The following is a 17,319-nucleotide window of genomic DNA, read 5'->3' as shown; positions in this document are numbered from 1 at the left end:
GGCGTGATGTACCTGCCCGACGCCGAGCGCTGGAACCACAACATCGAGTACCACCCGCTGCTGGCCGACGCGGTCTCCGGCGCCGAGAACGTCCTGGACGTCGGTTGCGGGGAAGGCATGTTGGCCAGGCGAATCCGCCGCGCGGGCGCGACGGTCACCGGCATCGACCCCGATCCCGCGAGCATCGCGCTGGCCCGGGAGCAGTCCCCGGACGACGACATCACCTACCTCGAAGCCGACTTCCTCACCCGCCCCTTCCCGCCGGAGTCCTTCGACGGCATCGTCTCCGTCGCCGCACTGCACCACATGGACACCGTCGAGGCCCTCACCCGCATGCGGACCCTGCTCCGCCCCGGCGGCACCCTGGCCGTCATCGGCATGGCCCGCAGCACTTTCCCCGCCGATCTCCCCTGGGAGGCGGCAGCTCTCCTCACCAGCATCAAGGACCGTCTCTTCCGAGCCCAGTGGGCCCACCCCTCCCCCGTCGTCTGGCCCCCACCCCAGACCTACCCCGAAACCCGCCGCACCGCGGCCGAACTCCTCCCCGGCGTCCGCTACCGCCGCCACCTCCTGTGGCGCTTCTCCCTGATCTGGACCAAGCCCTAGGAACGGGGAAGGCCCCGAGTCGAATTCGACTCGGGGCCTTCCCTGGTGACGATCCGATCAGTGATCGGTCTGCTTGCCGGAGGCGGCGTTCTGGGCCGCTTCCAGCACGGAGAGCATCTTGTGCTCTTCCTCGTGGGCGATGGCGACGTTCTCCGCCTGCTCCGACACGGGGTCGGGGCGCATGAACGAGCCGGTGCCGGGCTTGCCGGCGGAACCGAGCTTGACCATCTTCTTGGGCACCGGGGCGCCCTGGTACTCCAGCGGGATCGGGTGGCCGTGCGAGTCGACCGGGCCGAGGGGCTGGTGGACCTCGATGTACTCACCGTGCGGCAGTCGCTTGATGACACCGGTCTCGATGCCGTGCTCGAGCACCGCGCGGTCGGACCGCTGCAGGCCGATGCAGAAGCGGTAGGCCAGGAAGTACGCCAGCGGCGGGGCCAGCAGCAGCGCGATGCGGAAGAACCAGGTGGTGGCGTTCAGCGAGATGTCGAACTTCAGCGACAGGATGTCGTTGACACACGCCAGGGTCAGCACCATGTAGAACGTGATGGCCATGGCGCCGATGGCGGTGCGGACCGGCACGTCGCGCGGACGCTGCAGCAGGTTGTGGCGGGCGGTGTCGCCGGTGAGGCGCTTCTCGATCCACGGGTAGGCGATCAGCACGGTGAACACCAGGCCCATGATGAGGGCGACCCAGAACGGCGCCGGGATCGTGTAGCGACCCAGGTACAGCTCCCACGGCGGCATGAGACGCGCCATGCCGTCGGTCCACATCATGTAGAAGTCCGGCTGCGAACCCGCGGAGACCTGAGACGGGTTGTAGGGACCCAGGTTCCAGATCGGGTTGATCTGGAAGACGCCACCCATGATGGCGACGACGCCCAGGGTGAAGGCGAAGAACGCGCCCTGGTCGGCGGCGAACACCGGGATGATGCGGGCGCCGACGACGTTCTTCTCGGTGCGGCCCGGTCCGGGGAACTGGGTGTGCTTCTGGTACCAGACCAGCGCGACGTGCGCGGCGATGAGCGCCAGGATGATGCCCGGCAGCAGCAGCACGTGCGCGATGTACAGACGCGGGATGATGATGGTGCCCGGGAAGTCACCGCCGAAGATCAGCCAGTGCATCCAGGTGCCGATCACCGGCACACCCATGGTGATACCACCGAAGGCGGCGCGCAGACCGGTGCCCGACAGCAGGTCGTCGGGGATCGAGTAGCCGAAGAAGCCCTCGAACATGGCCAGGATGAGCAGCAGCGAGCCGATCACCCAGTTGGCCTCACGCGGCTTGCGGAACGCGCCGGTGAAGAAGATGCGGAACAGGTGGATGATGATCGACGCCGCGAACAGCAGCGCCGCCCAGTGGTGCACCTGGCGCACGAACAGACCGCCGCGCACCTCGAAGGAGATGTTCAGCGCGGTCTCGTAGGCCCGCGACATGGTGACACCGCGCAGGGGCTGGTAGGCGCCCTGGTACACGGTCTCCGACATGGACGGGTCGAAGTACAGCGTCAGGTAGATACCCGACAGCAGCAGGATGATGAACGCGTACAGCGCGATCTCACCGAGCAGGAACGACCAGTGGGTCGGGAAGACCTTGTTGATCGATCGCTTGGCGAACGCCGCCAGGTGGTAGCGCTCGTCCATTTCGTTGGCCTGGACGGCCGCTTTGCTAGGGCTCATGAACGACGCTCCCAGTAGGCCGGGCCGAGCGGCTCGATGAAGTCGCCGGCGGCGACCAGGTAGCCATCGGCATTGACGGTGATCGGCAGCTGCGGCAGCGCGCGGGCGGCAGGACCGAAGACCGGCTTACCCCATTCGGTCGCCGAGAACTGCGACTGGTGGCAGGGGCACAGGATCCGGTTGGTCTGCTGCTCGAACAGCGAGGTGGGGCAGCCGAGGTGGGTGCAGATCTTCGAGTAGGCGAAGTAGTCGCCGTAGTTGAAGCTCTCCTGGCCCTTGCGCTTGATCGCGGTCTGGGCGTCGTGCGGGCGCAGACGGATCAGCATGACCGCGTTGCGGATGCCGCGCAGCGACTGCAGGGTCGCGTGCTCGTCACCGCGCCAGGATTCCTTCCAGGGGAAGACGGTTTCCATGGCGCCGCCGTCGAGGTCCTCCGGCTTGACGAGGACGATGTCCTCGGGACGGCCGGTGTCGCGACGCAGGTAGACGGTCTCGCCCGGGTAGTCCGGGGTCCAGCCCGAGACCCACAGCGGCGACTTGTCGCGCTTGGCCCACGGGTTCTTGATCATGCCGCCGACGAAGACGAACAGCGCGCCGACGCCGACCAGGCCCGCGCCCAGACCCGCGGTGCGGGTGATGAGCTTGCGGCGGCCCAGGGTCGAGGTGTCGGCGGCGTCCTGCAGCTGCGCGACCAGGGTGCGCCGGTTGACCTCCGAGGACGGGCCGTCGTGGCGGTCCTGGATGGAGATCTCGGCGGGGATGAAGTGCTTGCGGATGAGCACGACCGCGATGCCGATGGCCAGCACGGCGATGCCGAGGGTCAGGCCGTACAGCGGAGTGGTCAGCGTGTACATCGCGTTGCCGTCCTGGTTGCGGCCCTTGTACTCCCAGGGCCAGAACAGGAAGACACCGATCAGCGCGGCACCCGCGAGCGCGGAGATGCCGAACCACAGGGCGACGCGGCGCTCGGCGCGCTTCTCGGCGCGCGTGCCCTCGACCGGCCAGCGGGGGGCGCGGTAGGCGACGTCGACGCCGTCGAGCTCGGTGCCGAGCTTGACCAGCTCGTCACGCGACATGGCGTCGAGCTGCTCATCGGTGGGTTCGGTGGGGTTGTCCCCCATGGTGTTTCGCTCCTGTTCGCTCATGACCGGGAACCGATCCACATCGCGGAGCCGACCAGGACCACGATGCCGACGACCCAGATGGCCAGGCCCTCGGTCGCGGGACCGAAGCCGCCGAGGCCGTAGCCGCCCTCGGACGGGGTCTCCATGCGGTCCTTGATGTAGGCGACGATGTCCTTCTTCTCATCCGGCGTCAGCTGCCGGTCGGAGAACTTGGGCATGTTCTGCGGGCCGGTCAGCATGGCCAGGTAGATCTGCTGCTCACTGGCTTCTTCCAGCGGCGGCGCGAACTTGCCGGAGGACAGCGCGCCACCCTTGCCGGTGAAGTTGTGGCAGGACGCGCAGTTCATGCGGAACAGCTCGCCACCGCGGCCGAGGTCGCGGCCCTCGATGAGGGATTCCTGGGCGATCTCGCCGTTGGCGTCGCGCACGACGGTGGGGCCGCCACCGTTGGCCTGGACGTAGGCGCTGATCGCGTCGGTCTGGTGCGCGTCGAACTTCGCCGGCTTGCGCACGATCTGCGCCTCGTTGCGGGCGGCGGGCATGCGGCCGGAGGAGACCTGGAAGTAGACCGCGGCCTCACCGACGCCGATCAGGCTCGGGCCGCGATCCTGGACGCCCTGCAGGTTGACACCGTGGCAGGTGACGCAGGAGGTGTCGTAGATCTGCTTGCCCTCGCGGATCAGCGCGGACTGATCCTCGTGCGCGGTCGCCACCTGAGCCTGCGGGGTCAGGGCCGATGCCGCGAAGCCGGCTCCGACGAGGCCCATCAGGAGGACCAGACCGCCGGCCAGCTTCCGGCGAATGCGGCGCTGCTTGCGGGTCTTGGTGGCCTGGCCGATCCCCTCGGGATCTGGCGCTGACGGGGGAGATGAACTCATCTGTGTCCCTTTGGAGTAGACGGAACCGACTTGTACAAGTTTGTGGTTGCCGGGGCGGGGGCTGACTGCTCCGGCGGGTGTCCGGTGTTAGCGGACGAAGTAGATCGTCGCGAAGAGGCCGATCCAGACGATGTCGACGAAGTGCCAGTAGTACGACACGACGATCGCCGCGGTGGCCTGCGCCGGGGTGAACTTGCTGAGCTTGGTGCGCACCAGCAGGAAGATGAACGCGATGAGACCGCCGATGACGTGCAGACCGTGGAAGCCGGTGGTGATGTAGAACACCGAGCCGTACACCGAGCTGGAGATCGTGGTGCCCTCGTGGACGAGGTTGGTGTACTCGTAGCCCTGGCCGGCCACGAAGAACGCGCCCATGATGAAGGTGAGCAGGTACCAGCGGCGCAGGCCGAACACGTCGCCCTTCTCCGCGGCGAAAACGCCCATCTGGCAGGTGAAGGAGGACAGCACCAGCACCGTGGTCACCGGCACGGCCAGCTTCAGATTCAGCTCGGTCGGCTCCGGCGGCCAGACGCCGTGTGCCTGGGCACGAGCAACGAAGTACATGGCGAACAGGCCGGCGAAGAACATCAGCTCGCTCGACAGCCAGATGATGGTACCGACGCTGACCATGTTGGGCCGGTTCAGCGAATGCACACGCTGGGTAATGGCCGATCCTGGGGTCCCTACTGCGGTCGTCACGCCGGTAAGTATGACTCGTCGTAGTACGACAGGTGTAGGCGGGTACGAAACTTTGTCGTCCGTGTCGGAAAGCCCAGGGCGAGCGTGGCTCTCGCGGGGTTCCCGGCGTGTCCCCGCAGAGCCTAGATTGCGCAGGTAAGAGGAAGCTGAGGCCCGTTTCGGGGCCCGCGAGAGGGAGTGGACGTGAAGTCGTGGTGGCGGCGGTGGCGAGGGCGCGGCGGCGCAACACAACTGGATCCGGCGCGCCCGGATCTGGTGGTGGTGGCATCGAGTTTCGATGACGCGGAGGCCTGTTCGGCGGCCCTGGGCAAGGCCATGGACTGGACGGCGGACCAGCCGGTGGTGCTCAGGCACCATTTGCGCCTGCCCGCGGCCCAGGTGAATGCGGTGCAAGTCATTGCCGCGCAGGGCGGCTATGAAACCGCCTCGGTCTCCGCCGCGGACCCCGCGAAGCTGGTCCTGCAGCGAGTGCAGCTCCTCGACGCCGTGCACTGCTCCCAGGAGCGTTCCCGCATGGCGGGCCTGGCCCAGCGTCATGACGGCGACGCTCTGGGCTGGGACGCCCTGCAACCCGCCGAGCGGCCCCGATAGTCGGGGGTTCGGAGGCGAAGCACCCTGAGAGTCCCGGGAGTCGGGTTCTCGGCACTAGGCTTGCCTCCGAACCACACTGGTGTCCGGGCATCCGGCAACGGGAAGAGAAGGCAATGAGCGCGCGCAGCTGGCGAGAAGTTCTCGGCATCCTCACCGACGGCAACGACCTGTCCTCGGACGAGGCCGCGTGGGCGATGAACGAGATCTTCACCGATAACGCCACCTCGGCGCAGATCGCGGCCTTCGGTGTGGCCCTGAAGATGAAGGGCCCGACCCCGTCGGAGTTGAACGGCTTGGCCGGGGGCATGCTCGCGCACGCGCGCCGGGTGCGCCACGACGGCGCGGCGGTGGACATCGTCGGCACCGGCGGCGACCGTTCGGGCAGTGTGAACATCTCGACCATGTCCTCGATCGTGGTCGCGGCCTCCGGGGTTCCGGTGATCAAGCACGGCAACCGCGCGGCCTCCTCCAAGAGCGGCGGCGCGGACGTGCTGGAGGCGCTGGGCGTGAAGATCGCCCTGGGCCCGGAGTCGGTCGAGCAGTGTGTGCGGCGGACCGGGATCGGGTTCTGTTTCGCGCCGGTGTTCCATCCGTCGCTGCGGTTCGCCTCGCAGGCGCGCGGTGAGATCGGGATTCCGACGGTCTTCAATATCCTGGGCCCGCTGACCAATCCGGCGCAGCCGGGCGCGGGTCTGATCGGCTGCGCGTTCCGGGAGCTGGTGCCGGTGATCGCGGGCGTGTTCGCCGAGCGCGGGGCCTCGGCCCTGGTGGTGCGCGGCAATGACGGCCTGGACGAGATCACCACTGCCGACACCTCCGACGTCTGGGTGGTGGCGGGCGGCAAGCTGCACGAAACCACCATCGACCCAACGACTCTCGGCATCGAGCGGGTGGATCCGTCGGCGCTGAAGGGCGGCGACGCGGTGACGAACGCGGCGATCGCGCGGGCGATGTTCGCCGGGGAGCCGGGTCCGGTGCGTGACGCGGTGCTGGTGAACTCGGCGGCCGCGCTGGTCGCGTTCGACCTGACCGCCGACGACGTGCACGCCGATCTGCACGGCAAGCTGGCCGAGGCCCTGAAGCGGGTGGCGGAGACGGTGGATTCGGGTGCGGCCACCGCGCTGCTGGAGCGCTGGGTGACCGTCTCCAACGAGCTCGGCGCGGACTAGCCGCCTAGGTCGTGGCCTCGATGAACCGGCGCATGGCATCGAAACTCTTGATGCCGGGCGCGGTTTCGAGGGAGCTGGACACGTCGACGCCGAAGGGCCGGTGGGTGGCGATGACCTCGGCGACATTGTCGGGGGTCAGCCCGCCCGCCAGCACCACCTGACCGGGCGCTTTCTCGAGCCAGTCGGGGAATTCGGCGAAGACGCCGGAGCCATGGCTGGCGTCGTAGAAGAAGTACCGGCAGCTCTGGCCGGGTTCGGGCCGCTCGGCCGAGCAGTAGGCCAGGTTCGGCAGGTCGGTCCAGTGGTAGAGCTGGATGACGTCGAAGTCGTCGATCACCTCGTCGACTTCGCTCCGGTCGAAGGCGACTACGAACGATTCGATCCGGCCGCGCGCGTAGGCGGCGAGTTCGCGGGCTCTCGCGGGTTCGACGTACCGCTTGCTCTTGGTGGTGCCGACCACGCCGATGGCGGTGTAGCCGAGGTCGACGGCCCAGTCGATCTGTTCTTCGGTGGTCAGTCCGCAGACTTTCACGAACATGGGTTCCTGCCTTTCCCTGGGCGGATTGCTCAGAGTGTCCTGGGAGTTCGGGTCCCTCGGCGCCGCGTGGTCGTTCGGCCGTCCACGGCGGCGTTACAGTTCCGCTATGCGATACGCGGTGGTGCTACCCGGCCTGGTGGTCGTGCTTCTGGGCCTCGGAGTCTCGGTGAGCGCCGCTCATCCCTCGGCCCGGGCCGAGGCCACTGATGCCGGAGGCCTCTCGGTGGACGGCCGCGGCTACGGCGTTCCGTCCGATTGTGTGACCGTCCGCCGCTGGCCGCATCGGCTCGAGGTCGCCAATTCGACCAGCTTGCCGGTCAGCGTGTACCTGCTTCCCGGGTGCAAGGGTGGGGTGACGCACGTGATCGAACCGGGTCGGAGCGGCCGGGCGCTGGGCGCCTCGGTGCTGACCCGCTGATCCGGGCGGCTATTCGCCGATCGAGAATCCGGCTTCCACGTCCGCGCGCGAGTAGGACTTGAACGCGATGTGGGTGGCGGTGCGCAGCACGCCGGGCGTCTTGTTGATGTGCCCGGTGACGACGTCGGCGATCTCCTCGTGGTCGCGGACCCGGACCTTGGCGATCAGGTCCACATCCCCCGCGCACGAATAGACCTCGGTCACCCCCTTGATGTCGGCCAGTTCCTGCGCGGTCTCCGGAATCCGATCCGGTTCGGCGGAGATCAACACGATCGCGGTAATCATGTGCCCAACTCTAGTGGTTCGCCGAGCAGGTCGGCGGCGGCGTGGTGGATCTTGGCGAGCGCGGACATCAGGTGTTCGCGTTCGTCGGCGGTGAGGTCGGCGGTGACCTTGTCCGACAGCGCCTTCCGGTCGGCTTCGACGGGTTCGCGCAGTTCGCGGCCGTGATCGGTGAGCCAGAGCCGGACCAGGCGGTTGTCCTTGTCGTCGCGGCGGCGGGTGAGCAGTCCGGCGGCGGCCATGCGGGTGGCCATCTTGACCACGGTCGGCGTGGTGACGTTCAGCGCGGTCGCCAGCTCCCCCGGGGTGCGCCCGTCCCGTTCCCACAGCGCGGCCAGGACGTGGTTCTGCCCCAGGTGCAGGCCGAGGCGGCGCATATCGCGATCAGCCAGGGCGCGCAGGACTTTCGAGGTGCGGCCGTGCAGATCGAGGAACTCGGTCACGGAGCCTCCATACGGGTGTGGTCGGGCATTGACGCTCAATCGTTAGCCGTCTAGTGTTTTTCACTAGACGGCTAACGATCTGGAGATCTCATGCTACTGCTGACCGGAGCGACCGGGAACATCGGCCGCGAACTCACCCGGATTCTCGATTCCCGCGACACCGATTTCCGCGCCCTGGTGCGCGATCCGGCGCGCGCGGCGACCCTGCCCGCCCGCGCCGAGGACGCACTCGGCGATCTCGACGACCCCGCGAGCGTGGACCGTGCCATGTCCGGAGTCACCGCTCTATTCCTACTGGTCCCCGGCATCGGCCTCGACCACACCCGCACCCTGCTGCGCGCCGCCGAACGAGCGGAAGTGCGGCGAATCGTCCTCGTCTCCTCGGCCCACGTCCTGATCGACCCCCTGCCCGCCATGGGCACCTGGCACCGCGATCGCGAGAACCTGGTGCGCGACACCGGAATTCCCGCCACGATCCTGCGCCCCGGCGGCTACATGTCCAATGCCCTGGAGTGGATCCCCCATCTCCGCTCCGGCGACCCGATCCTGGACCCCTCGGGCCCCGGCCGTTTCGCCCCCATCGACCCGGCCGACATCGCCGAGGTCGCGGCCCGCTGCCTGACCGAGCCCGGCCACACCGGGCAGGCCTACCATCTCACCGGCCCAGACCCCCTGACCGTCGCCGAACAGGTCGCGATTCTCGCCCGAATCCTGAACCGGGACATCAAGATTCGCGACACGACGACACCCGAGGAGGCGGTTGCCGCCCGATACCCCCAAGGCGCTCCCCCCGCCCTGGCCGCCGCCATCATCGAAGGCTTCGCACTGCTGCGAGCCAATCGCGCCGACGCCCGGACCGACACCGTCACCGAACTGCTCGGCCGCCCGCCACACACCTTCGCGGCATGGTGCGAGGCACACCGCACCGCCTTCACCGACTGACGGACTCCCCGAATTCTCTTGCACCGGTCGCGGGATGCGAACCGCGACCGGTGTACTCGGAACCGCTACTTCCTGGCAGGCTCGATCGCTAATGTCGAGCGCATGGACGCGGTGCAGGTGCAGAAGAAGCTCGAGCTGTCTCCTGATGAGGACTTCATCCTCACGGTGTGGCAGTACCGGATGATGCAGCGCGACATCGCCGCATCGAAGGGCAAGCACCTGCCGTCCAAGCGCGAAATCCGCAATGCCTTCCGCGACGCCGCGGTTGCGGCGATCATGCAGCGCAGCGAGAAAGATTGGTCCCGCGCTATCGCTGAGGTTGTCAGCCAGATCCTGGTGGAGGGCGAGTCTCCGAATCTCGAGGCGCTCGAATCCGCTGGGCCAGAGATCTTCTCGGTCGTGGCCCGAAGGTCACGAGCTCTGCTTCTGCTGATCGACTTGTATGGCTTCGAGCCATGGGTGGAGGGCAGGTGGGAGAAGGCTGTCCGCGCCGAGGCTCTCGTCGCAGCTCATGGGTCGATGGATCAACTTCATCCAGAAGACCTCCATGCTGTGGAAACCGCATACAAGGACGCGATCAAGAAGCTGTCGAAGGCGAGTAACTGGAGCAAGTACGCGCTCCTCGCCGGAGCCGGTCTCGGACTCGGTGTCCTGACCGGCGGTCTCGCCGCACCCGCAATCGCGGGTGCGTACGGAGCGCTTGTTCTCGGCTATTCGGGCGCGGTCGCTACTTCCGCGGGCATGGCCGCGATCGGTGGCGGCTCTCTTGCCGCCGGTGGTCTGGGAATGGCCGGTGGTGCTGCCATCATCACCGGCGTCAGCGGCGCCGTAGGGGCCGGGGCAGTCACGCTCGCGGGTAAGGCATCCGGGTTCACGGCAGCTCGCATCGCGGCCGACGCCATCCGACTCCACGTCGTGACTCAGCTTGTCCTTCGTGATGTCGACGGAAACGAAGAGGCAGCGAAGGCCGTCATCGTCGGTCTCCGCGCGCGAGTCACAAACCTCGGCAAGACCGTCGTGGCCCTTGCCGAGCGAATCGACGATCTCCGTGCGCAACTCGAGGCCAAGCAGGCGGAGCTGAGCGCGGAGAGGGGCCAACGCCTGGCTGCCGAAGATCGCGTCGCTCGCTTCCGCATCGTCGCCGACCGGCTCAAGGAGCGTGTCGCCGGGCCTGAGAGTGAGGAACTCCAGGCCCTGATCGCCGAACTCGAAGACCTCGAGAGCGAGAAGAAGACCGTCGAGGGCCTTGCTCAGGGCGTGTGCCTCCTCGCAGACGACCTCGAGGACGCGGCGTGAGCACCGCCGGCAACGACTCCAGCGACCGGGTCTCGCCGATCGATGACGACTACATTGGCAACTTGGACGCACTCACACGCGACCTGGACGACATCGAGCTGATCGCCGCAACAGCGCTTTCGGACAAGCCGATCGACCAGGCAGCGAGTGAGCGTATCGCGAGCATTCCGACAGACCTCACCTATTCCGAACTCACATCCTGTCATCAGGATCGTCGCGCAGTCGAGGGTTGGGGAGAGCCCGAACTGGCCGATATCCTCGACCCGATCGCGCTGGAACAGCTCGATGGATGGCGGGCAGCCCAAGGATTTCGTGGGAACGAAGCGACCTGGTGACGGTCGGCATCGCGGGGCTTATCGGCGCGTTCGGCAACCTCTACGACAACTGCGTAGACGCTTCGGTTCTCGGTGGCCTGTCCTTACTGAAGAAGAGCGACCTGCTGCGCCGGTGGGAGAGGGAGGCCGCCCGACTTCCGATCGATTACACCGGTCCAAGATTCGGCGGTCCGGCCCATCGCGTCCGGTCCGCGGGCCACGACATCGGCCGGTTCTTCAACGCCCTCGATCAGATCCGCACCGGAACCTTCGAAGGAACCTGGTGGAACGACGGACAACGGATGGTCGAGCGCGTGACGGCAACTCGATCCGGTCTACCGTTCGTGCAGGCACCCGAGCCACGTCTCGCGCTCGCTCTCTTGCTGAAGCACTGGGTCGCCGACTTTGTCACCCCGATGAACCTTCCGCTGCCCGGGTGGACGCTTCTCTGCGAGATGCCGAATCCCGACCTGCGGAAGTTCGCCAATGACGCGTACGCAGGCACCAATGCCGGTAACGGGTTGAACCTTCGCTCCGCAGTATTGACACCTGGGCTGGGGATGGTCGCGACCGATATAGTCGTGCGAACCCACTCGCACCTCGGGGCCTACCTTTCCACAGGCACCGCACGCCTGACGACCTCCGCGAGGGCCAAACACACGGAGATGCTTCTCGCCGCGCACTCGGTAGCCGGAGCGGTCAGCTTGTCGAAGACCGCGGCGGCGACAATCGCTGGTGAAACCGCAGTTGCCGCTCGACATCTCAATATTCCTGTTCTCATGCGGATCGGCATGCTCGCGCTGAAGGTCCGCTCCGATGCCGCGGCCCGCGCGGAAGCCGGAGCACCGTCGTGGGAACAGCTGCTCGCTGCGGAAGCCGCGACTTGGACCTTGCCCGAGGCCGTCACCATCGCAGACCTGTTGATGACCTAGCCGTGCCCGGACGCCCAGGACGTGCCGGGGCCCCGGAAAACCTGCGGACCTGTGCCGAGGTATCACGACTTCGAGCCCCGTCAGCTTCCGACAGCGCATTCCATCGAATCCGTCTGCATGGCCGCGCATTCCAGCCGAGGCGAACGAGCTGCTGCGCCCAATTGCGGTGGCGGGCACAACACCGGAAGCCATCCAAACCTGCCGTATCCACGAATCACAGTGGTGCAGGTGCGGAGACGATGTTCCGCAGATACGGAGGAATCCTCCGTGAAAACGCGGAAGAAATCAGTGTGTAAATGCGGAAAATATTACCCCGGAAAGCCGCCTTGTAGTGCATAGTAACGGCATGGATGTCCTGCTCACAGGAATCGCGCCTCGTCGGCTCTGCAACGTGCTTCAGGCTCGGGTCGCCGAGGAGCCCGTTGTCGTTCTCAATGGACCTCGCACTGTCGGCAAGAGCACCCTGTTGGCGCACCTCGCGGCCGCCACCAATCGGAAGGTCATCGACTGTGATGATCCAGCGACCCGGGCCGCGGTCCGCAACGACCCGGGGCGATTCGTCGGGGGAGACGACTTGGTGCTGATCGACGAGTATCAGCTTGTCCCGGAACTACTCGATGCGATCAAGGCCGAACTCAACCGCGACCTGCGGCCGGGACGGTACGTACTCGCAGGGTCCACTCGCTATTCAACGCTCCCACAGGCCGGCCAGTCATTGACCGGCCGAGTCGATATCCTCGACGTCCTACCCTTGTCCCAGGGCGAAATCGCCGGCACACGAGAGAGTTTGATTCACAGCCTCCTGGAGGGCGACCAGCCGGACTTCAGCGGCTTCACATCCGATACCAGCCGGGACGAGTACGCACGCCGGATCACCTCCGGCGGCATGCCGGTCGCCCTGCGCCGCCCGCCGGGACGATCACGAAACCGATGGTTCGCGAACTACCTCGAGCTCGTCCTCGAACGGGATGTGATCGAACTCAGCCGCGTTCGCCAACGAGAGATGCTGCCACGTCTGCTCGAGCAGCTCGCCGCCCGCACCGCGCAGGTGCTCAACATCTCCACGGCAGCACAGAACATCGGCATGGAGAAGTCCAGCGCCGAGAACTATGTCCGGCTGCTCGAAGCCGTCTTCCTCGTCCACCGACTGCCAGCCTGGGGAACCACCCTTGGCTCACGGATTGCCCGCCAGCCGAAGCTGCATGTCGTCGATTCCGGCGTCGCGGCCTGGCTGCTCGGCCTGACACCGGGCAAGATCGCCGCGGCAGATCCAGCAGTCCTCACCCAATACGGCCATCTCACCGAAACCTTCGCGGTCGGAGAGATTCTCAAACAACTCAGCTGGTGGGATGCCCCGGTCACGGTCGGCCACTTCCGCACCGGTACCGGTGATGAAGTCGACCTCGTGGTGGAGGCGGACGACGGCTGCGTGATCGCGTTCGAGTTCAAGGCCGGAACCCGAATCCACGGCGAAGATCTCCGCGGCATCCGCGCGCTCCGAACCAAACTCGGCAACCGCCTGACGACCTCGATCATCCTCTACACCGGCCCACACGCCTACCGCCATGAGGAAGGCAGCCTGGTGCTCCCGCTCGATAGTCTGTGGACCGCGTCGAGTGGACACGGAGCCCCCTGAAACTCCTTGCGCCAGTGGCGGGATTCGAACCCGCGACTTCTGCCATCACACCGGCTGGACCACCCCACGTCCTGCGCGCCAGGGCGTCGGTGGCGACAAGGACAGTAGCCGCCCGCCGCGGAAACCGGTACCGAATTTCCGCGGCGGGTGAGCGGTCACCACTGGCCGGGGGTGTATTCGCCGCCCAGTTGCCCGGAGATGACGTTGAGGCGGTTCCAGGCGTTGATGGTCGCGATCAGGGAGATGAGCGCGCCGATCTGGTCGTCGTCGTAGTGCTTGCGGACCTGGGCCCAGGTGTCCTCGGTGATGGCCGAGGATGTGTCGGCCAGGCGGGTGCCCTCCTCGGTGAGTGCCAGGGCGGCGCGCTCAGGCTCGGTGAAGACGGTGGATTCGCGCCAGGCCGCGATCATGGCCAGGCGGACGGGTGTCTCGCCGGCGTGGGCGGCGTCCTTGGTGTGCATGTCCAGGCACATGCCGCAGTTGTTGATCTGCGAGGCGCGGATCTTGACCAGTTCCTGGGTGGCCTTGGGCAGGCTGGAGTCGTCGATGACGCGGGCGGCGGTGACGATGCGCTTGCTGAACTTGGCGGCGATCTCGTTCTCGTACAGGGCGAAGCGGGTCATCGTTCTCTCTTTTCTGGTGGGTGTTCGTTGGCTTCATGAGGTTGACGACGTGGCCCGCACAGGTGTGACATCGCCTCGCATGTGAGCCCGGTCACCCCCGGAAAGAGGGGTCTGGCGCGAAATGTGAATCTGGATTTCACCAATTCGCCTCCGCGCGGCACGATCCCACGCGATCATGAATCGGTAGATTGTGAACCGACCGGTAGTCACATCCCGGCTACCTAGGGGGTTGCGATGCTCGAATCAGGCAGACACCGCCGCGTCTCGTCCGCGAGCCAATGGCAGTGGGTTGTTCCGCAGCTGCGGCGCACCCCGCCCGGCCGACATCATCGGCAGACACCGAACACCTTGCGCACCAAAACCTTACAGGCGCTGCTTCCCGGAGCGACGGTTGTCGCCCTGGCGGCGGTGTCGACCCCGGCCCACGCCGAGGTGGTGAACCCGGCTCCCGCCGAAACGCCCGGCCCGCCGCTCGCGGACTCGGGGACCCAGCCACCGGCCGAGTGGGAGGCGCCGCAACAGGCCGTCTCGGAGACCCGGCTACTACCGGGCGACTCGGCGGACCGGCCGCCGCAGATCGATCCGGTATTCGGCCTGTCCCAGGACCTGCCGGCGACCTTCGACGCGGTCAAGTCCATCAATATTCCGGGCATGGATCTGCCGGGCCTCGATCTGCCCGCGCTGTTCACCCCGGACACCGCGATCGTGGTGCTCGGCTACGGCCTGCTCCCCGACGGCCAGATGCGCCCGGAACTCATGGCCCGTCTCTACGCCGGCTACGTCTCGGCGCTGCTGTCGCCCCAGGCTCCGGTCATCGTGACCGGCGGCAATCCGCAGAACGGCGTCACCGAGGCCGATGCCATGACCGACTGGCTGGTCGAGCGCGGCATCGACCGCAATCGCATCCACGCCGAGACCAAGGCGAACTCGACGGTCCAGAACGCCGCCTTCTCGGCGCATCTGATGGATGTCATCGGCGCGCACGCCGCGATCCTGATCACCTCCGCGGATCACATCGCGCGGGCGCTGACGAATTTCCGGGCTGCCGGAATTTCGGTGGTGGCCACCCTGACCCCGGATTCCGCGCCGCTGTCGGCCCAGCCGTTCGGGCCGGGCATGAAGTAGGCCGGTCTCGGAAACTCGAAGGCCCGCTGATCGATTCGATCGGCGGGCCTTCGGCGTGCGCTGCCCTCAGCCGAGGTAGCGGGCGATGCTCTCGGCGACGCAGGCGGGCTTGTCCGCGCCCTCGATCTCGACGGTCATGGTGCGCACGGCCTGCACACCGCCGGGGATGTCGGTGACGGAGTCGAGGGTGAGCCGTCCCCGGATGCGGCTGTCCACCAGCACCGGGTTGATGAAGCGAACCTTGTTGAGCCCGTAGTTGATCGCCATGGTCGCCGCGCTGACGGTCATGATCCGCGCGGTCATCGGCACCACCAGCGACAGGGTGAGGAACCCGTGGGCGATGGTGCGGCCGTAGGGTCCGGCAGCGGCGCGGGCGGCGTCGACGTGGATCCACTGGTGGTCGTCGGTGGCGTCGGCGAAGGTGTCGATGCGGCGCTGGTCGACGGTCATCCAGTCGCTGACGCCGAGTTCGGTTCCGGCGGCGGCCCGCAGTGCGTCGAAGTCGCTGAAGTCGATCATGGTCCTGCCCTTCAGAGGTATCGCTGCTTCAATTCGCGCTTGAGGATCTTGTGGGTCGGGCCCATCGGCAGCTCGGTGACGAACTCGACGCGACGCGGGTACTTGTACCGGGCCACATGCTCTTTCGCGTACTCGATGACGTCCTCGGCGGTGAGCGGCCCCGACGGCACGACGACCGCGAGGATCTCCTCGCCGTAGTTCTCGTCCGGCACGCCGATCACCGCGACCTGCGAGATGTTCGGGTGCCGCAGCAGCGCGGCCTCGACCTCGGTCGGGTACACGTTGAACCCGCCGCGGATGATCATCTCCTTGATCCGGTCCACGATCCGCAGGTAGCCGTCCTCGTCCTTGACGCCGAGGTCGCCGGTGCGGAACCAGCCGTCCACCATGACTTCCGCGGTGGCGTCGGGCCGTCCGGTGTAACCGCCGAACACATTGTGGCCGCGGATCACGACCTCGCCGACGGTTCCGGCGGGTTGCAGGTCGATGCGTTCGCGGACGGCGGCGTCGGCGATCTCGACGTCGACGCCCCACACCGGGTGCCCGACGGTGCCGGTCTCGGGGCCGAGCAGCGGCTGGTTCACCGTCGCGGTGGGCGAGGTTTCGGACAGCCCGTAGCCCTCGAGGATGTGCGCGCCGAACACCTTCTCGAATTCCTCGATGATGACCGGCGGCATGGCCGCGCCGCCGCTGATGCACAGCCGCAGCGCGGGCAGCGTGGTCGCGGTCGCCGTGGCCGCGAGCAGCCCGTGGTACATGGTGGGCACGCCGTGGAAAGTGTTCACGTTCTCCCGCACCATGAGCTCGATGGCCTGTGCCGCATCGAATCTCGGCATCAGGACCAGGGTCGCGCCGAGCCGCCAGTGCGAGTTCATGGACACGGTCTGCCCGAACACGTGGAACAGCGGCAGCGCGCCCAGCGCGATGTCTTCACGCTTGACCTCGTTGGCGTCGAAGGCGTTGACCGTCGCGCACATGACCATATTGAGGTGGCTGAGCTCGGCGCCTTTGGGGCGGCCGGTGGTGCCGCTGGTGTAGAACACGACGGCGGTGTCGAGCGGGCTGCGGGCGACGAACGCCGGAATCGCCTCGCCCGAAAGCTCTTTCGGATCCACGCAATCGATGCCGACCCGGGTCGCGGCCTCCGTGCCGACGGCCTCGACCATCGGATGACACACCATCAGCTTGGCCCCGCTGTCGCGCAGCACGTACTCGGCCTCGTCGGCGGTGAGCAGCAGATGCACCGGCACCACGGTCGCGCCCGCCGCCAGGATGGCGAAGTACGCGCGCGGGAAGTCGGCGGTATTGGGTCCCATGAGCGCGACCCGGTCCCCCGGCCGTACCCCGAGTTCGATGAGCGCCCCGGCTTGTTCGCGGGCTTGCCGCCACAGGTCGCGGAAGGTGATGCGCTGCTCGCCCTCGATGAGAGCGAGGTGGTCGGGCCGCCGCCACGCCGGTTCGGCGAGGATGCTGGCCAGGGAGAGAGTCGCGTTCATGGAGACCT

General features: G+C 67.1%; 20 protein-coding genes. 10 read left to right on the top strand and 10 right to left on the bottom strand.

Annotated elements, in window-relative coordinates:
• The first annotated feature begins 6 nt into the window (after positions 1–6).
• Positions 7–606, top strand: coding sequence for a class I SAM-dependent methyltransferase (locus ABZ412_RS29760; protein ID WP_357286631.1), 600 nt, complete (start codon positions 7–9; stop codon positions 604–606).
• Between the two features lie 57 nt (positions 607–663).
• On the opposite strand, the gene ABZ412_RS29755 is transcribed toward ABZ412_RS29760, so the two are convergent.
• The 4 genes from ABZ412_RS29755 to ABZ412_RS29740 form a co-directional block, all read right to left on the bottom strand.
• Positions 664–2,286, bottom strand: a complete 1,623-nt coding sequence (locus ABZ412_RS29755; protein WP_357286628.1) for a cytochrome bc complex cytochrome b subunit — start codon at positions 2,284–2,286, stop codon at positions 664–666.
• Complete coding sequence (locus ABZ412_RS29750; protein WP_357286626.1) at positions 2,283–3,431, bottom strand: ubiquinol-cytochrome c reductase iron-sulfur subunit; 1,149 nt, start codon at positions 3,429–3,431, stop codon at positions 2,283–2,285. The genes ABZ412_RS29755 and ABZ412_RS29750 overlap by 4 nt, the downstream gene beginning before the upstream one ends.
• Positions 3,428–4,288, bottom strand: a complete 861-nt coding sequence (locus tag ABZ412_RS29745) for a cytochrome c (RefSeq protein WP_357286623.1) — start codon at positions 4,286–4,288, stop codon at positions 3,428–3,430. The genes ABZ412_RS29750 and ABZ412_RS29745 overlap by 4 nt, the downstream gene beginning before the upstream one ends.
• Before the next feature lie 87 nt (positions 4,289–4,375).
• A complete protein-coding gene (locus tag ABZ412_RS29740) occupies positions 4,376–4,987 on the bottom strand; it encodes a heme-copper oxidase subunit III (protein WP_357286621.1) in 612 nt (203 codons plus the stop codon).
• Between the two features lie 177 nt (positions 4,988–5,164).
• On the opposite strand from ABZ412_RS29740, the gene ABZ412_RS29735 reads away from it, so the two are divergent.
• Together ABZ412_RS29735 and trpD are read left to right on the top strand one after the other, a co-directional pair.
• On the top strand, positions 5,165–5,578 hold the full coding sequence (locus tag ABZ412_RS29735) for a hypothetical protein (protein ID WP_357286618.1): 414 nt from the start codon (positions 5,165–5,167) through the stop codon (positions 5,576–5,578).
• Between the two features lie 113 nt (positions 5,579–5,691).
• Positions 5,692–6,747: an anthranilate phosphoribosyltransferase gene (gene trpD, locus ABZ412_RS29730; protein WP_357286616.1), complete on the top strand. Its 1,056-nt coding sequence runs from the start codon at positions 5,692–5,694 to the stop codon at positions 6,745–6,747.
• Between the two features lie 4 nt (positions 6,748–6,751).
• Here trpD and ABZ412_RS29725 read toward each other — a convergent pair whose 3' ends face one another.
• Positions 6,752–7,285, bottom strand: coding sequence for a hypothetical protein (locus tag ABZ412_RS29725; RefSeq protein WP_357286613.1), 534 nt, complete (start codon positions 7,283–7,285; stop codon positions 6,752–6,754).
• Positions 7,286–7,391: 106 nt separating this feature from the next.
• Between ABZ412_RS29725 and ABZ412_RS29720 the strand changes: the two genes are divergently transcribed.
• A complete protein-coding gene (locus tag ABZ412_RS29720; RefSeq protein ID WP_357286610.1) occupies positions 7,392–7,703 on the top strand; it encodes a hypothetical protein in 312 nt (103 codons plus the stop codon).
• A gap of 9 nt (positions 7,704–7,712) precedes the next feature.
• Here ABZ412_RS29720 and ABZ412_RS29715 read toward each other — a convergent pair whose 3' ends face one another.
• Together ABZ412_RS29715 and ABZ412_RS29710 are read right to left on the bottom strand one after the other, a co-directional pair.
• The gene (locus ABZ412_RS29715; RefSeq protein ID WP_213560441.1) at positions 7,713–7,988 is read right to left on the bottom strand and encodes an Lrp/AsnC ligand binding domain-containing protein; all 276 of its coding nucleotides are present in this window, start codon (positions 7,986–7,988) and stop codon (positions 7,713–7,715) included.
• Complete coding sequence (locus tag ABZ412_RS29710) at positions 7,985–8,428, bottom strand: MarR family transcriptional regulator (protein WP_357286607.1); 444 nt, start codon at positions 8,426–8,428, stop codon at positions 7,985–7,987. Before ABZ412_RS29710 ends, ABZ412_RS29715 begins: the two co-directional genes overlap by 4 nt.
• 90 nt (positions 8,429–8,518) lie before the next feature.
• Between ABZ412_RS29710 and ABZ412_RS29705 the strand changes: the two genes are divergently transcribed.
• From ABZ412_RS29705 to ABZ412_RS29685, 5 genes are all read left to right on the top strand, one after another.
• Positions 8,519–9,370 carry an NAD(P)H-binding protein gene (locus ABZ412_RS29705; RefSeq protein ID WP_357286604.1) on the top strand — a complete coding sequence of 284 codons (852 nt, stop codon included), beginning with the start codon at positions 8,519–8,521 and terminating at the stop codon, positions 9,368–9,370.
• A 102-nt stretch (positions 9,371–9,472) separates the two neighbouring features.
• Entirely contained in the window at positions 9,473–10,666 is a 1,194-nt protein-coding gene (locus tag ABZ412_RS29700) for a hypothetical protein (RefSeq protein WP_357286601.1), read from the top strand.
• Positions 10,663–11,001 (top strand): hypothetical protein, encoded by a 339-nt coding sequence (locus tag ABZ412_RS29695; RefSeq protein ID WP_357286599.1) that lies wholly within the window; start codon positions 10,663–10,665, stop codon positions 10,999–11,001. Before ABZ412_RS29700 ends, ABZ412_RS29695 begins: the two co-directional genes overlap by 4 nt.
• Complete coding sequence (locus ABZ412_RS29690; RefSeq protein ID WP_357286596.1) at positions 10,998–11,912, top strand: hypothetical protein; 915 nt, start codon at positions 10,998–11,000, stop codon at positions 11,910–11,912. The genes ABZ412_RS29695 and ABZ412_RS29690 overlap by 4 nt, the downstream gene beginning before the upstream one ends.
• Positions 11,913–12,258: 346 nt before the next feature.
• A complete protein-coding gene (locus ABZ412_RS29685) occupies positions 12,259–13,548 on the top strand; it encodes an ATP-binding protein (RefSeq protein ID WP_357286593.1) in 1,290 nt (429 codons plus the stop codon).
• Positions 13,549–13,703: 155 nt separating this feature from the next.
• Here the strand turns inward: ABZ412_RS29685 and ABZ412_RS29680 are convergent, their stop codons facing one another.
• Complete coding sequence (locus ABZ412_RS29680) at positions 13,704–14,171, bottom strand: carboxymuconolactone decarboxylase family protein (RefSeq protein WP_357286590.1); 468 nt, start codon at positions 14,169–14,171, stop codon at positions 13,704–13,706.
• Between the two features lie 348 nt (positions 14,172–14,519).
• Here ABZ412_RS29680 and ABZ412_RS29675 point away from each other — a divergent pair, with 348 nt between their 5' ends.
• Positions 14,520–15,296 (top strand): YdcF family protein, encoded by a 777-nt coding sequence (locus tag ABZ412_RS29675; RefSeq protein ID WP_357286587.1) that lies wholly within the window; start codon positions 14,520–14,522, stop codon positions 15,294–15,296.
• 66 nt (positions 15,297–15,362) lie between these two features.
• Here ABZ412_RS29675 and ABZ412_RS29670 read toward each other — a convergent pair whose 3' ends face one another.
• Positions 15,363–15,815, bottom strand: coding sequence for a MaoC family dehydratase (locus ABZ412_RS29670; RefSeq protein ID WP_357286584.1), 453 nt, complete (start codon positions 15,813–15,815; stop codon positions 15,363–15,365).
• 11 nt (positions 15,816–15,826) lie between these two features.
• Entirely contained in the window at positions 15,827–17,311 is a 1,485-nt protein-coding gene (locus tag ABZ412_RS29665) for a long-chain fatty acid--CoA ligase (protein WP_357286582.1), read from the bottom strand.
• Positions 17,312–17,319 lie beyond the last annotated feature (8 nt).

The organism is Nocardia sp. NPDC005746, from assembly GCF_040630785.1.
Lineage (GTDB): Bacteria > Actinomycetota > Actinomycetes > Mycobacteriales > Mycobacteriaceae > Nocardia.
This window is presented reverse-complemented; position numbering and strand designations above follow the sequence as displayed.